The organism is Methylocystis parvus OBBP, assembly GCF_027571405.1.
GTDB classification, from domain to species: domain Bacteria; phylum Pseudomonadota; class Alphaproteobacteria; order Rhizobiales; family Beijerinckiaceae; genus Methylocystis; species Methylocystis parva.
In genome coordinates this window covers 3970306-3984637 of record NZ_CP092968.1, presented here as the reverse complement: position 1 = coordinate 3984637, position 14332 = coordinate 3970306, and the positions used below count along the sequence as shown (strand labels likewise).

Genomic DNA, 14332 nt, shown 5'->3' with positions numbered 1-14332 from the left:
GGACGCGGCGGGGAATCAGACGCCCATCATCGCGCTGATCTGCGCTTCGCAGACGAGCGCGCCGTCCACCATCGCCTTGCCCTGATACCACCATATGTTGCGCTTCTGCGCGGTCTTCGTCATGTGGAACTCGACGCGATCGCCCGGGGTCACGGGCTTGCGGAATTTCGCGGCGTCGATGGTCATGAAATAGACGAGCTTGGGACGCTCGGCCTGCCCCTGCGCGCGCATCACGATGACGCCTGCGGTCTGCGCCATGGCCTCGACGAGCAGCACGCCCGGCATCACCGGCCGCTCGGGGAAATGGCCCATGAACTGCGGCTCGTTGATCGTGACGTTTTTGACGCCGACGCAAGATTCATCGCCGCGGATGTTCGTGATGCGATCGACGAGCAAGAACGGATAGCGATGCGGCAGGCTGCGCATGATTTCGAGGATGTCGGCGCTTTCCAGCGTCGCGCCAGCTTCCGTTTCGGACATTCTTCCCCCCTTTGCGTTCCGGCGTCTGCCGCGCCCTCGATCCGCGACAAGCATGATCGGCGTCCCGGCGCACGGGCGCGGGCTCCGTTATGACGCCGCGACTTGGATGGTCTTTTATATCGCCTCGTCGGGCTTGTCGCGCCGCGCGATCCTGTCGAGCAGCGCCTCCGCGCGCAGGAAACGCCGCAGCGGCCGCGCCGGGGCTCCGCCATAGCGGGCGCCTGGCGGAACGTCCCGCATCACGCCCGATTTCGCAGCCACCGCCGCGCCTTCGCCAATCTCGAGGTGGCCGGCGACGGCGCATTGGCCGCCAAGCGCGACATAGTCGCCGATCACGCTGGAGCCCGCGACCCCCGTCTGCGCGACGATGGCGCAGAAACGGCCGATGACGACATTGTGAGCGATCTGAACGAGATTATCGATCTTCGTGCCCTCGCCGACGATGGTGTCGCGCGTTGCGCCACGGTCGATCGTCGTATTGGCTCCAATCTCGACGTCGTCCTGCACGATCACGCGGCCGAGTTGCGGCGTCTTCACCCAGCCCTTGTCGCCGCGCGCGAAGCCGAAACCGTCCTGGCCGAGCCGCGCGCCCGGATGAACGATCACCCGGTCGCCGATAAGTGAGCAGATGACGCTGGCTTGCGCGCCGATCGAGCAATTGCGGCCAATGCGCACATTGGGGCCGATCACCGCCTGCGGCCCGATGACCGTGCCGGAGCCGACCTCGGCGCCAGGGCCGATAAAGGCGCCCGGATCGACGATCACGCCCGGTTCGAGCCGCGCCTCGGGATGGACCACCGCGCCGGGCGAAACGCCGCTTGCGCGAAACAGCGACTCGGGTCGCAGCGCCTCAGGAAACAGGCGGGCGGCGGCGAGCGTCATCGCGCGCTGAGGGTCCTCGACGAGAAGACCCACAATCGGCTCGGGCAGAAGATGCGCGTGACGGGGCCGGATGAAACAGGCGGTCGCCCGGCAAGAGGCGAGCTCTTTGACGTAACGCGGCGAAACGAAAAAGCAGAGATCGCCGTGATGACCGGCCGCGAGCGGCGCGACGCCCGTAATGACCTGCGGCGTTTCCGGCGGCGCAGCCGGATCGCGAATGGCCGCGCCCGCAAGTTCGGCGATTTCCGCGACCGTGTAGGGACGAGAGAGATGGAAGAAGGCCGCCACGCTCATGCGAGCCGCTCGCCCGACGCTGGATATGAAAAGGCCCGCCGGACGCAGTTCGTCCGGCGGGCCATGTGACTCATCAGAAGTTGGTGCCGCCCGAGAAGCGGAAGTTCTGCGTGATGTCGGTGTTCGCCTTCGAGGTCACCACCGCATAGTCGAAGCGGATCGGACCCATCGGCGAGTTCCACAGGACCGACGCGCCGACCGACGAACGGAGACGGAAAGCGTCGGAATTCGGAACGACGCAGGTGCCCTGGCCGAAGCCCGCTTGCGGCGTATAGGCCGCGAGACAGGTCACGCCGGGGATCGTCGGCAGATTGTTGGCGTAATTGGTCCGGCCCTGGAAGTTCCAGAGGCTGCCCGCATCGGCGAAGAGCGCGCCCCTCAGACCCAGATCCTTGGGGAGGCCCCACAGCGGGAACTGCACTTCGAGCGAACCGCCGATATAGTTGGAGCCGCCGAGCGAGTTGCCGTAACGCGAATTGTAGGTGGTGAAGATATTCGAGTCGCGCGGACCGATGCCGCCCGGCGCGAAGCCGCGCACGAGGCTCGGGCCCAGGTTGAAGTTGTCCTGAATGCGCGGCGTGTAACCGCCGAACGTCGTCAGGTCGCCGCCCTGGAAGCGCGCAATGCCCACCACGTCGTCGAGATAGGGAATCTCGTGGAAATAGCGGACGTCGCCGGTCGTGCGGAGATAGCGCGAATAGCCGCCGAGACCCGCCGCGTCCTGATTCAGGCTGACGAGCCAGCCATTGTGAGGATTACGGAAGTTGTCGATCGTGCTGTAGTTCAGCGCATAGCCGATCTGCGACGTGACGATCGTGCCCTGCGACTCCTTGATCGCCAGCGAGGCTTCGCCGTTCGATTGGCAGTTGTAGAACAGATTCGGATAGTCCGGCGCCGGGAAGAAGGGCGAGAAACCGGGCGTGATGGCGGTCGGAATCGTACAGTCGTTATACGGCTTGCTCGTCGAGTTCGGGATCGAGATCGTGGTCTGATAGATCGAGTAACGCGGCGACAGGCTCATCTCGTCGGTGATCGGAATGCCGAAGCGAACCGTGCCGCCGATCGAGGTCGAGCTGTAGATCGAGTAGTTATAAGCGTCCTGGCGGCGGGCGAAGACGTCGAAGCCGGCCGAAATCCTCTGGTCGAGGAAATAAGGCTCGGTGAAGCTGAAGGTCACGCCGCGCGAGATCTGGCCGGCCGACACCGACAGACGCACCGCCTGGCCGCGACCCATGAAGTTGCTTTCCGAAACCGAGACTTCCGCGATGAAGCCCTGATTGGTCGAGTAGCCGCCCGAGACGCCGAAATTGCCGGTCGGCTGATCTTCGACGTCGACATTGAGCACCACGCGATCCGGCGCCGAGCCGGGCTCGTTGGTGATCTTCACTTTCTTGAAGTAGCCGAGGCCATTCAGGCGGCGCTCCGCGCGGTCGATCAGGACGCGGTTGTACGCATCGCCTTCGCCAATATCGAATTCGCGGCGAATGACGTAGTCGCGCGTGCGCGTATTGCCGCGAATATTGATGCGTTCGATGTAGACGCGCGGCCCTTCGTCCAGCACGAAGCGGATGGCGACGGTCTGGGCGGCGGGGTTGCGCTCGCCGCGCGGGCGGGCCTGGGTGAAGGCGTAGCCCTTCTTCGCCACTTCGCGCGTCAAGGACTCGACGGTCTTTTCAACGGCGTCGCCATTATAAACGTCGCCGGGCGAGAGCTTCAGGTCGTCGCGAAGCGCCGCGCCGTCAATGTCGGGAAGATGCGACTCCACGTCCACCGAAGAGACGTGGTACTGCGGGCCTTCCTCGACCACAATGGTGATGATGTAGCCCTGCTGAGACGGATCATATTGCGCGTCGGAGCTGACCACGCGGAAATCCGCATAGCCGTTCTTGAGGTAGAACCGGCGAACGAGTTCGAGGTCGCCGGCGATGCGATCCGGATCATACACGTCGCTCGTCTTGAAGAACGACATGAAGTTCATTTCGGTCGTCTCCATCAGGCCGACGAGGCGGCGCGTGGAGTACACATTGTTGCCGACGAACTTGATTTCCTTGACGCCCGTCTTGTCGCCCTCGACCACCGTGAAGACGACGTCGATGCGTCCATTGGGGAGCTCGACCGTGCGGTAGGAGACCTTCGCGGCCCCGCGACCGGCGCGACGATAGATTTCGGACAGACGGGCGACGTCCGCCTCCGCGACCTGCGGGTTGAAGGCGCCGCGCGATTTCGTACGCAGCTCGGGCTCGAGATTCTCGGTCTTGACCTTGCTGTTGCCCTCGATCACCACGCGATTGATCTGATTGCCTTCCGTCACGCGAATGATGATGTCGCCGCCCTTGCGGCTGGCTGAAACCGTCGCGAAGCGGCCGCTTTCGCGAAGCGCCTCGAGACCCTTGTCGATTTCCGCCGGGCTCGTGCCCGTGAAATAGGAGCGGATGGTCTCGGCATCGGCGCGGCCGTTGCCCTGGACGATAATGCCCGCCGAAGCCGGCGAGGAAAACGCCACCATAGTCGCCAACGCGACGATCAGAAGTGACGAGAATTTCCAAATGCCGCTGATGGATTGCATGTAAAGCTGGTCCTCGTCGCAACTTCGCCGCCCGGAGCGCGGCGCGAATGTCGGTCGTTCATATGCGGGCGAACCGCCATTCCGGGGTCGCCGAATCTTCTACAGGGTTTAACCACCCCTGCAAATCGAGAATAAAATCTGTTTGGTCAATTTGTCGAAGGCGTGGCGTCAAAGCCACGATTCATGGTCAGCGTTGAGTTAACGCCTCCCAAACAGCGTCAATAAAAATGTAAAAACCGCGGCCGACGGCCGCGGTTTCGCCACAATTGAACGACGCACGAGGCGAGGTCAGGAGGCTCCGCCCGTCAGGCGCTGAACGAGCCGGGCGATGTCGTTATAGGTCGAGAAGATCATCAGCACGCCCACCATTGCGAGCCCGACCCGAAAGGCGAATTCCTGAGCGCGCTCGTTGAGCGCCCGGCCGCGGATCGCCTCGATGCTGAAGAACAGCAAATGGCCGCCGTCGAGAAGTGGGACCGGCATCAGATTGAGGAGACCGATCGAGACCGACAGGATCGCGATGAGATTGAGGAAGGGCGCAAGTCCGACCTTGGCCGCCGCCTGAGCCATCTGGCCGGAGATCTGCGCGATCCCGATCGGTCCGGAAAGCTGGTCGGCGCTCTCGCGGCCCGAAATCAGGCCCCCGACATAGGTTCCGGTGCGATGCACGACCTGCCAGGTCTCGTCGAGCGCCATGCCGAGCGACGCGATGGGGCCGAAACGCTCCTCGTGAATGTCGGCGGCGTTGGTCGACGCCTTGAGACCGAGCATGCCGATGCGCACCTTGCCGGCCGCGCTCTCGACTTCTCGCCAGGCGGGCGTCGCCGGAATGGTCACCTCCGCGTCGGCGCGGCGGACGACGAAGACGAGCTTGGCATCCGCGGAAACCGAAACGATTTCCTGCATCTTCGAGAAGGTCGGGATCGGCGTTCCGTCGATCGACATCACGAGGTCGCCGGGCATGAAGCCCGCGGCCTCGCCCGCGCCGCCGGCGACCACCGCGCCGATGCGCGGGGTCAGCACGGTGCGGCCGTAATAAGCGAACATGCCGGCGAAGATGGCGATGGCGAGCAGGAAATTCGCGAAGGGTCCGGCGAATACGATGGCCGCCCGCTTCCACACCGCCTGGGCGGCGAAGGTCACGGCGCGCTCCGCCGCCGGCATGGCCTCGACCGCATCGGGATCCGGGACGCTCGCGCCATTGGCGTCGCCATGGAATTTCACGTAGCCGCCGAGCGGAATGGCCGCAATGCGCCAGCGCGTGCCGTGACGGTCGATCCGGGCCCATAGCTCGGGGCCGAAGCCGATGGAGAAGGCGTCCACCTGGACCCCGCACCAGCGCCCCACGATGAAGTGGCCATATTCATGGATGAAGACGACGACGCTGAGGACGACGACAAAAGGGATGACGTAGGTTGCAAAAGTCATCAACAGGTCCAGCACGGTCTCGCCTCCAACGCTCCACTCGGGCCAAGACCCGCGCCAGCGTAGGGCGTGGGTTTTGGTTACTGAAGCGTTAACATGCCCGAAGGCGCGTCAACGGCCAAGACGGCCCGGGACCTTTCTCTGACAATATGGTCAACGCCGAGCGCTTCCTCAACACTTTCAGGAGCTTGTGCGTAGCCCTCCCGCAGCGCCGTCTCGCACGCCGCCGCGACGTGACGGGCGATGCCGGAAAAGGAGATGCGACGGTCGAGAAACGCCTGCACGGCGATTTCGTTGGCGGCGTTGAGAACATTCGTTAAGCCGCCGCCATGCGCCAGCGCGTCGAGCGCCAGTTTCAGCGCCGGAAAACGCTCAAAATCAGGAGCTTCGAAGGTCAAGGTCGCGATCTTCGCGAAATCGAGCCGGGACGCGGGGGTGGCGAGGCGGTCCGGATAGCCGAGGCAATGGGCGATCGGCACGCGCATGTCCGGCGGGGCCATGCCGGCCGTCACCGATCCGTCCGAAAACGCCACGAGCCCGTGGACGATCGACTGGGGATGCACCACCACTTCGAGCTTTTCCGCCGGCACGCCGAAAAGATGATGCGCCTCGATCAGTTCGAGGCCCTTGTTCATCATGCCGGCGGAGTCGACGGTGATCTTGGGGCCCATCGCCCAATTCGGATGGTTGAGCGCCTCCTCGACCGTCGCGTCGTCGATGCGCTCCTTGCTCCAGGTCCGGAACGGGCCGCCCGAAGCGGTGACGATCATACGCTCGATACGGGACGGATCCTCGCCGCCGAGCGCCTGAAAAATGGCGTTGTGCTCGCTGTCGACGGGCAGCAATTGCGCCTTCGTCTTCTTCGCGGTTCGCATGAACGGCGCGCCGGCGCAGACAAGACATTCCTTATTGGCGAGCGCGACGTCACGGCCGACGGAAAGCGCGGCGTGGGTCGGTTCGACGCCGGCGGCGCCGACAATGGCGGAGACGAGGAGGTCGGCCTCCCGCAAGGCCGCCTCGATGACGGCCTCCCGCCCGGCTGCGACCTGAATGTTCGTGCCGGCAAGGGCTTCCTTCAGCTCGGAATAGGCGTTCTCGTCCCTTATGGCCGCGAATTCCGCCTTGGTGCGCCGCGCTATGTCGGCGAGCGCCCTGGCGTCGCGGCCGCCGGCGACCGCGGCGACGGAAAACCCCTCCGGATCGCGCTCCAGCAGATCGACGGTGGAGCGGCCGACCGAGCCCGTCGCGCCCAAAAGGACGATGCGGCGCGGCGCCGCCGCCTTGCCATTGGCTTGGCCGTTCAAATGTCCGTTTTTCAGAGCCATCAGTCTCACCAGAAAAAGAGGTTCGCCGCCGCCGACGGATCGCCTCTCGCCAAGCCGAGCGCCGCCGCGAAGGCGCAGGCGAAGATAAAGCCGTCCAGGCGGTCCATCACGCCGCCATGTCCGGGAATGAGCTGGCTCGAATCCTTGACGCCGAAGCGGCGCTTCACCGAGGATTCGAACAAATCGCCCATCTGAGAGATGGCGGCCGCCGTTACGGCGACCAGGAACGTCTCGAAACTCGCAAGCGCCGGGCCACCGCCAAAATAGGCCGTCGCCAATCCCAGAAGCGCGCCGCTGACCACGCCGGCGATCGTACCGGACCAGGTCTTTCCCGCCGAGACGCGGGGCCAAAGTTTCGGCCCGCCGATCAGCCTGCCGCCGAAATAGGCGAAAATATCCGTTCCCCAGACGATGGCGAAAAGGAAAGCGATGGCGAGGAGGCCGAATTCGAGCGACTCCCGCAGCCAGCAGACCGAGAAAGTCAGCGCCCCCGCATAGAAGACGCCCGTCGCGGCCCAGAGACGCCGCTCGCGTCCCGCGAGGATGGCGGCAACTCCTGCGAAAGCCGCCACTTCCAGCGCGGCGACGCCCGCCAGCCCGTTCCGGCCGAAGGCGGCCGCAGCCGCGACCGCCGCGCCGCCCGCAATGATCCGGGCCATGCGCCGCTCGCCGCCGATCAGCCCCTGCCATTCCCAATTCACGGCGAAGCCGGCGAAGAGCCAGAAAAAAGCGAAGACGTCGCCGCCGACGTAAAGGGTAAGGATAGCGGAGGCGACCAGAATGACGGCCGAAGCGACGCGCGGCCCGAGATCCGCGAATCCGCCCCCTTTGACGGCCCCCTTCTCCACCGCCCCGCTCACGATGCGGTTTTGGCGCTGCGCGGAGCCTCGACTCGGCCGAACCGGCGCTCGCGATGGGCATATTCCTGCAAAGCGGCGATCATGGCGGCGCGATCGAAATCCGGCCAAAGGATGGGCAGAAAGACAAATTCGGCATAAGCAGCCTGCCACAAGAGAAAATTCGACAGGCGCTGTTCGCCCGACGTACGGATGATGAGGTCCGGGTCGGGAATATCGGCTGTGTCCAGCCGGGCCGAAATGGCGTCCGCGTCGATGTCCTGCGGCTTGAGGCGACCCTCGGCGACCATTTCCGCCAGCGCCCGGGCGGCGGCGGCGATCTCCTGCCGGGCGCCGTAATTGAAGGCGACGACGAGGGTCAGACCCGTATTGGCCTGGGTCACCTGCTCCGCCTCCTTCAGCAGATCGGCGATTTCCGGCGCGAGATCGTCACGGGCGCCGATGACGCGCACGCGGACATTATTCGCATGCAGCTCGGCCAGATCGTTGCGGATGAAGCGGTGGAGCAGCCCGAGCAGGCTCTGCACCTCTTCACGCGGGCGCGACCAGTTCTCGGCCGAGAAGGAATAGACCGTGAGGTAAGAGATCTTCAGGTCGATGGCGGCCCGCACGGCCCGGCGCAGCGCCTCGACGCCCCGCCGATGGCCCTCGAAACGCGGCAACCCGCGCGCGGCCGCCCAGCGGCCATTGCCGTCCATGATCAGCGCGACATGGCGCGGGGCCGATTGAATGCCGAGGGCGGTCGTCGCCATTTCGAGAAAATCGCCTTCCGCCATCGTTTCGTTCCGAATCGCCGGCCGATCTTAGCAAAGGAGGCGGGCGGGCGCTTTCGCGCTCGAAGGGTCGCTCGAATGAGCTAGACCTGCATGATTTCTTTTTCCTTGGCGGCCAGAGCGGCGTCGATCTCCTTCACCGACTCGTCCGTCGCCTTCTGGACCTCGGTCTCGTGCCGCTTCTCGTCGTCTTCGGGAATGGCGTGATCCTTTAGGAGCTTCTTCAAAACGTCGATGCCGTCGCGGCGCACATGCCGCACGGCGACGCGCGCCTCCTCGGCGTATTTATGCGCGACCTTCACCAGTTCCTTGCGGCGCTGCTCGTTCAATTCGGGCATGCGGATGCGCAGCGTCTGGCCCTCGACGGTCGGCTGCAGGCCAAGATTGGCCTCGCGGATCGCCTTGTCGACGGCGATGACCAGGGCCTTGTCCCATACCGCCACCGCAAGCATGCGCGGCTCCGGAACGCTGACGGTCGCGACCTGGTTGAGCGGCGAAACTTGGCCATAGGCCTCGACATGGACCGGATCGAGCAGGCTCGCCGCGGCGCGGCCGGTGCGCAGCCCGCCAAATTCGTGCTTCAGCGTCGCGATCGCGCCCTGCATGCGGCGCCTGATATCCGCGAGATCGAATTTATCCGTCATGACCATCCATAACCTGTCTGTCCGCCGCCGCGCGCCTCTAGAACGCGCGCAGGAGGCGGCGGGCCGCCTGAACCTGAGCCCTCGGGACGCAGCGTCCCCGAGGCGAGGGCCCTTATGGCATGTTTTTCCTGCGCGCGCGCAAGAAAGACGCGCGCGCTTACGGCGCGACGAGGGTCGAGCGCCCCCCGCCCGAAAGAACCGAGGCGATCGCCCCGGCCTCAGCAATCGAGAAGACAATAATGGGTATCTTGTTCTCGCGCGCAAGCGCGAAGGCGGCCGTGTCCATCACAGCAAGATTTTGGGCGATGGCCTCGTCATGGGTCAGACGCTCATAGCGCCGGGCGTCGGGGTCGCGCTTGGGGTCCGCCGTATAGACGCCGTCGACCTGGGTCGCCTTGAGCACGGCGTCCGCGGAAAGCTCGGCTGCGCGCAGCACCGCGCCGGTGTCGGTGGTGAAGAACGGATTGCCCGTGCCGCCCGCCGCGATCACCACCCTGCCCTTGGCGAGATGGTGCAGCGCGGCGCGGCGCGAGAAGGATTCGCAAAGCGCCGGCATCGGCACGGCGGAAAGGCAACGCGCCTGCCGGCCCTGCATCTCGATCGCCTGCTCGAGCGCAAGGCCGTTCATGACCGTCGCGAGCATGCCGATTGAATCGGCGCGGGCGCGCTCTATGCCCGAGTCGGCGCCCTTTATGCCGCGAAAGAAATTCCCGCCGCCGACAACCACCGCGACTTCGTGGCCGGCCTCGGAAGCGGCGGCCAAATCTTTCGCGATGCGCGCCAGGGTGCCGGCGTCGAGGCCGTGCGTAGAGGGCCCCTGCAGCGCCTCGCCGGAGAGCTTCACGACCACGCGTTTATAGGACTTCGATGCGTGATCGGCCATGGCGGGTCTCTTGGCTGGCTTGGGCGGGGCGCAATCTACATACGAACCGCGCGCCGCCCCGGCAAGTGACCCTCGTCACGTCAGGCTGAACAAACCCTTACGGCCCGGGCTCACCGCCCGTCGCGCCGAAGACCTGACCGGTGGCGTAGCTCGATTCGGCGGAGGCCAGCAGAACATAGAGCGGCGCGATCTCCGCCGGCTGGCCGGGGCGTCCGATCGGCGTGTCGCCGCCAAACTGTTCGAGATGGTCTTGCGTCTGCCCGCCCGTCGGCTGCAAGGGCGTCCAGAACGGTCCCGGCGCGACGGCGTTGACGCGAATCCCCTTGGCGGCGAGTTGCTTCGCGAGTCCCCAGGTGAAGTTGAGAATGCCCGCCTTCGTCACGGCGTAGTCCAGCAACGCCTGCGAGGGCTGATAGGCGTTGATGGAGGTCGTGTTGATGATGGCGGCGCCCGGCGGCATATGCGGGATCGCCGCCTTGGTGATCCAGAACAGCGCATAGAGATTGGTGCGGAAAGTCCAGTCGAGCTCTTCCGTCGTGATCTCCATGATCGATTCATGCACATGCTGGCGCGCGGCGTTATTGACGAGAATGTCGAGGCCGCCAAGCTCGTTCACAGCGTCTTCGACGAGGCGCTTGCAGAACATTTCATCGCGAATGTCGCCGGGCAGCAAAGCGGCCTTCGCGCCCGCGTCGCATATCAGCGAGGCGACCTCCTGCGCGTCCGGCTCTTCCTCGGGGAGATAATTGATCGCGACATCGGCCCCCTCGCGCGCGAAAGCGATGGCCGCCGCGCGGCCAATGCCGGAATCGCCGCCGGTAATGAGCGCCTTGCGTCCCGCGAGCCGCCCCGAGCCGCGATAGCTTTTCTCGCCATGATCTGGAATCGGCCGCATCCTGCTCGCGAGCCCCGGCCAGGGCTGGGACTGCTTCCCGAAGGGCGGCTTGGGATAAAGCTCGCGCGGGTTTTTCAACTCCGCCTGCGCCGGCATGGCGGGCGGCGGCGGCTCGCTCTCAATGCCGTTCACCGAGATATTCTCCCGGATGGTTTCCTCCACCGATTGACGCTCCGCAGCCATGTCGACGCTCCCGGCGCCCCGCCAGTGGAGGCAAACGCGCTGGAGGCGGGAATTGTTTCCTGGCTTACCGCGCTTCTCCGCGCTCGAGCGGCCTGGCAGGCTTGGGCGGCCAGCGGAAACGGTGAATCAGCACTGTCCGAGGCGACGCCGATGCTGAACCGATCAGCCTCATGCGCCGCTAGTAGCGATCCCCCAAAATGCACGACCAAAGAAAAACGGCCGAGGCTCACGCCTCGGCCGTTCTGACGCCATCCCGAAGACGGCCTTCCGTCAGCCCTTCGCCGCCGCCGCAACCTCGGCCGCGAAATCGCTGGTCTGCTTCTCGATGCCTTCGCCGAGCGCGTAGCGCACGAAACCCTTGATCGCGATCGGGGCGCCGGCCTTGCCTTCGAGTTCCTTCACGGCCTGAGCGACGGTCTTGCCATTGTGCTCGGGATGGTTCGACGGCTGGTCGAGCAGACAGACTTCCTTGGCAAAGGTCTTGATGCCGGACTCGACGATTTTGGCCAGCACATTGTCGGGCTTGCCGGCGTTCTTCTCGCGCAACAGATTCGCCTCGCGCTCCACCACCGCCGGGTCGAGACCGGACGCGTCCATCGCCTGCGGATTGGCGGAGGCGACATGCATGGCGATCTCGCGGGCGAGCTTGGCCAGCACCTCCTTGTCGCCGGTCGATTCCAGCGCGACGATCACGGCGATCTTGCCCTGGCCGTCGACGACCTGGCCGTGCACATAGCGGCCGACGACGCCGTCGCCGACCGTGAGCGACGCGGCGCGGCGCAGCGTCAAGTTCTCGCCGATCGTGGCGATCGAGCTGGTGACGTTCTCGGCCACCGTGCCGCCGCCCGGATAGGCCTGCGCGCCGAGTTCGGCCGCGTCCGTCTTGCCGGTCGCGAGCGCGACTTCGGCGATGTTCTTGACGAGCGTCTGGAAGTCGGCGTTGCGCGAGACGAAGTCGGTCTCGGAGTTCACCTCGACCACGACGCCGGCCTTGTCGCCGGTGAGCGCGGCGACGAGACCCTCGGCGGCGACGCGGTCGGCCTTCTTGGCGGCCTTGGAGAGGCCCTTCTTGCGCAGCCAGTCGATCGCGGCCTCGAAATCGCCGTCGGTCGCGGTCAGTGCGCCCTTGCAGTCCATCATGCCGGCGCCGGTGCTTTCACGCAGTTCCTTGACGAGGGCGGCGGTGATCGTGGCCATGTCGAAATCCTTCTGTTGCGCCGTGCAATAGCGCGTCGATACGCAGCGTCGCAGGCTCTCTTGGGCGTTTATTGCGACGGGCGCCGACTCTGTTGAGCCGGCGCCCGAGTTAAAAGCGGAATGTGACGGTCCGGCTTACGCGGACAGCAGCGCGCGGGCCTGCTCGATCCAGCCGTCGCGGCCGATGCGGCCGTTGAGCTTGAGGTCGGCGTCGACCTTTTCGATGTCGGCCGGCGACATCGCGGCGAGCTGCCAATAGTGGTAGATGCCGCCATCGTTGAGCTTCTTGACAAGCTGCGGGCCGACGCCGTTGAGCTTGGCGAGATCGTCCGGCGCGCCGCGCGGCGCGGCCAGCAGCTCGAAGGCCTCGGTCGACTCATAGGCCGCAGGAGCTTCGGAAGCGACGGCCGCCTCGACCTCCGGCGCCTCGGCGGCGCCGAGATCGACGCCCAGCGCGCCCTGGCTGCGGCCGATGCCGTCGATCGCCGCCTTTGCGACGAGGTCGCAATAGAGCGCGATCGCACGGCCGGCGTCGTCATTGCCGGGGATCGGATAGCTCACGCCGTCCGGATCGCAATTGGTGTCGAGGATCGCCACGACCGGGATCTTGAGGCGGTTCGCCTCCTTGATCGCGAGCTGCTCCTTGTTGGTGTCGATAACGAAGATCAGATCGGGCGTGCCGCCCATGTCCTTGATGCCGCCCAGCGCCTTTTCGAGCTTGTCCTTCTCGCGGGTCAGCAGCAGGCGTTCTTTCTTCGTCACGCCCTGGGCGCCGGCCGAGAGTATCTCGTCGAGCTTGCGCAGGCGGTTGATCGAACCGGAAATGGTCTTCCAGTTGGTCAGCGTGCCGCCGAGCCAGCGGGAATTGATGTAATACTGGGCGCTGCGCTTCGCGGCGTCGGCGATCTGGTCCTGCGCCTGACGCTTGGTGCCGACGAAAAGCACGCGGCCGCCCTTGGCCACGGTGTCGGAGACCGTCTTCAGGGCCTGATGCAGCAGCGGCACCGTCTGGGCGAGGTCAATGATGTGGATGTTGTTGCGCTCGCCGAAAATGAAGGGGGCCATCTTCGGATTCCAGCGATGCGCCTGGTGGCCGAAGTGAGCGCCCGCCTCAAGGAGGCCGCGCATGTTGAAATCAGGAAGCGCCATTTTATTCTTCTCCGGTTGAACCTCGGCGAAAGCAAGGGAGAGAGGCCGGAAACCAGCCACCGGAAACGACGTCTTGGATCAGACGCCGCATATCCTTCGCCTGTGGGATGCGCGCGCTTATATGCGAAGCGGCCGATGGGAGCAATAGGCGCGTTTCGAGCGCGGGAAGACGGATTCGGCCCGCGCCGCCTGAGCAAAAGCGGGAGAAGGAAGATCGGCCGGCGAAGCTGATGAAGGCGACACGACAAGATCGGCGTCGGCCCATCCAAACTTTCTATATTGCGCCGCAAAATTTTTGATGGCCGCGACCAGTTGTCGCATGCGATGTTACTGTTTTCAAATGAAAAAGTAGATGATTTGAACGACTAAAAATAGGCGCCGCCGGCGCATTGCCAAGCGTTTTGAATCGAGCTAGGGTTACCTCGATGCGGCAAGTATTCAGGTAAAAAACAAACAGGGGGAAAACACATGGCCGTCAACGTTCACAGCTCCGGCGACATCGGCAAGATGCTCATTTGGGTTGCCGCCTTCGTCGGCTTCATCGTCGTCGCTCTCACCTGGGTTCCGGATTGGATCTCCCCCGAGGGCACGAACGGCACGGGCAACAACCGCGAAGCTCTCGGCTCCGCTGGCGTCGGCTCGACCGCCCGTATGATCCAGTAATAACCCCTGCCTGTGACTTGCCGGGAGCGGCCGCTCCCGGTTTTGTCTATGCAGGGTCGGACGTTCTGCGAGCGATCCGACAAAAAGGAGCCGACGTTCTCGATCAATTCGAGCGT

The 14332-nt window shown here is 64.9% G+C and carries 13 protein-coding genes; 1 reads left to right on the top strand and 12 read right to left on the bottom strand.

All coding sequences use genetic code 11. The features are described from left to right. Positions 1-15: 15 nt before the first annotated feature. The 12 genes from fabZ to MMG94_RS19220 all read right to left on the bottom strand — a co-directional run bounded on the left by fabZ (position 16) and on the right by MMG94_RS19220 (position 13553). Entirely contained in the window at positions 16-480 is a 465-nt protein-coding gene (gene fabZ / locus MMG94_RS19275; protein WP_016920879.1) for a 3-hydroxyacyl-ACP dehydratase FabZ, read from the bottom strand. 114 nt (positions 481-594) lie between these two features. Continuing rightward, positions 595-1656 (bottom strand): UDP-3-O-(3-hydroxymyristoyl)glucosamine N-acyltransferase, encoded by a 1062-nt coding sequence (gene lpxD, locus MMG94_RS19270; protein WP_016920880.1) that lies wholly within the window; start codon positions 1654-1656, stop codon positions 595-597. A 73-nt stretch (positions 1657-1729) separates the two neighbouring features. Continuing rightward, the gene (bamA, locus tag MMG94_RS19265; protein ID WP_016920881.1) at positions 1730-4222 is read right to left on the bottom strand and encodes an outer membrane protein assembly factor BamA; all 2493 of its coding nucleotides are present in this window, start codon (positions 4220-4222) and stop codon (positions 1730-1732) included. Positions 4223-4510: 288 nt separating this feature from the next. Further along, positions 4511-5650: a M50 family metallopeptidase gene (locus MMG94_RS19260; protein WP_016920882.1), complete on the bottom strand. Its 1140-nt coding sequence runs from the start codon at positions 5648-5650 to the stop codon at positions 4511-4513. Positions 5651-5727: 77 nt separating this feature from the next. Then, complete coding sequence (gene dxr, locus MMG94_RS19255) at positions 5728-6972, bottom strand: 1-deoxy-D-xylulose-5-phosphate reductoisomerase (protein ID WP_016920883.1); 1245 nt, start codon at positions 6970-6972, stop codon at positions 5728-5730. A 5-nt stretch (positions 6973-6977) separates the two neighbouring features. Then, on the bottom strand, positions 6978-7832 hold the full coding sequence (locus MMG94_RS19250; RefSeq protein ID WP_244415439.1) for a phosphatidate cytidylyltransferase: 855 nt from the start codon (positions 7830-7832) through the stop codon (positions 6978-6980). Next, positions 7829-8605: an isoprenyl transferase gene (locus MMG94_RS19245; protein ID WP_016920885.1), complete on the bottom strand. Its 777-nt coding sequence runs from the start codon at positions 8603-8605 to the stop codon at positions 7829-7831. Before MMG94_RS19245 ends, MMG94_RS19250 begins: the two co-directional genes overlap by 4 nt. Before the next feature lie 80 nt (positions 8606-8685). Beyond that, positions 8686-9246, bottom strand: a complete 561-nt coding sequence (gene frr, locus MMG94_RS19240) for a ribosome recycling factor (RefSeq protein WP_026016394.1) — start codon at positions 9244-9246, stop codon at positions 8686-8688. 157 nt (positions 9247-9403) lie between these two features. Further along, the gene (pyrH, locus tag MMG94_RS19235) at positions 9404-10129 is read right to left on the bottom strand and encodes a UMP kinase (protein ID WP_016920887.1); all 726 of its coding nucleotides are present in this window, start codon (positions 10127-10129) and stop codon (positions 9404-9406) included. 97 nt (positions 10130-10226) lie between these two features. Next, on the bottom strand, positions 10227-11207 hold the full coding sequence (locus MMG94_RS19230) for an SDR family oxidoreductase (RefSeq protein ID WP_016920888.1): 981 nt from the start codon (positions 11205-11207) through the stop codon (positions 10227-10229). A gap of 270 nt (positions 11208-11477) precedes the next feature. Beyond that, positions 11478-12404 carry a translation elongation factor Ts gene (tsf, locus tag MMG94_RS19225; protein WP_016920889.1) on the bottom strand — a complete coding sequence of 309 codons (927 nt, stop codon included), beginning with the start codon at positions 12402-12404 and terminating at the stop codon, positions 11478-11480. 135 nt (positions 12405-12539) lie between these two features. Next, positions 12540-13553, bottom strand: coding sequence for a 30S ribosomal protein S2 (locus tag MMG94_RS19220; protein WP_016920890.1), 1014 nt, complete (start codon positions 13551-13553; stop codon positions 12540-12542). 468 nt (positions 13554-14021) lie between these two features. Here MMG94_RS19220 and MMG94_RS19215 point away from each other — a divergent pair, with 468 nt between their 5' ends. After that, positions 14022-14216 (top strand): hypothetical protein, encoded by a 195-nt coding sequence (locus tag MMG94_RS19215; RefSeq protein WP_016920892.1) that lies wholly within the window; start codon positions 14022-14024, stop codon positions 14214-14216. Positions 14217-14332: the final 116 nt, after the last annotated feature.

Bases quoted from the DNA above. Each gene is read 5' to 3' on its own strand.
- fabZ (WP_016920879.1), bottom strand. From the start codon at position 480: ATGTCCGAAACGGAAGCTGGCGCGACGCTGGAAAGCGCCGACATCCTC.
- lpxD (WP_016920880.1), bottom strand. From the start codon at position 1,656: ATGAGCGTGGCGGCCTTCTTCCATCTCTCTCGTCCCTACACGGTCGCG.
- bamA (WP_016920881.1), bottom strand. From the start codon at position 4,222: ATGCAATCCATCAGCGGCATTTGGAAATTCTCGTCACTTCTGATCGTC.
- MMG94_RS19260 (WP_016920882.1), bottom strand. From the start codon at position 5,650: ATGACTTTTGCAACCTACGTCATCCCTTTTGTCGTCGTCCTCAGCGTC.
- dxr (WP_016920883.1), bottom strand. From the start codon at position 6,972: ATGGCTCTGAAAAACGGACATTTGAACGGCCAAGCCAATGGCAAGGCG.
- MMG94_RS19245 (WP_016920885.1), bottom strand. From the start codon at position 8,605: ATGGCGGAAGGCGATTTTCTCGAAATGGCGACGACCGCCCTCGGCATT.
- frr (WP_026016394.1), bottom strand. From the start codon at position 9,246: ATGACGGATAAATTCGATCTCGCGGATATCAGGCGCCGCATGCAGGGC.
- pyrH (WP_016920887.1), bottom strand. From the start codon at position 10,129: ATGGCCGATCACGCATCGAAGTCCTATAAACGCGTGGTCGTGAAGCTC.
- MMG94_RS19230 (WP_016920888.1), bottom strand. From the start codon at position 11,207: ATGGCTGCGGAGCGTCAATCGGTGGAGGAAACCATCCGGGAGAATATC.
- tsf (WP_016920889.1), bottom strand. From the start codon at position 12,404: ATGGCCACGATCACCGCCGCCCTCGTCAAGGAACTGCGTGAAAGCACC.
- MMG94_RS19220 (WP_016920890.1), bottom strand. From the start codon at position 13,553: ATGGCGCTTCCTGATTTCAACATGCGCGGCCTCCTTGAGGCGGGCGCT.
- MMG94_RS19215 (WP_016920892.1), top strand. From the start codon at position 14,022: ATGGCCGTCAACGTTCACAGCTCCGGCGACATCGGCAAGATGCTCATT.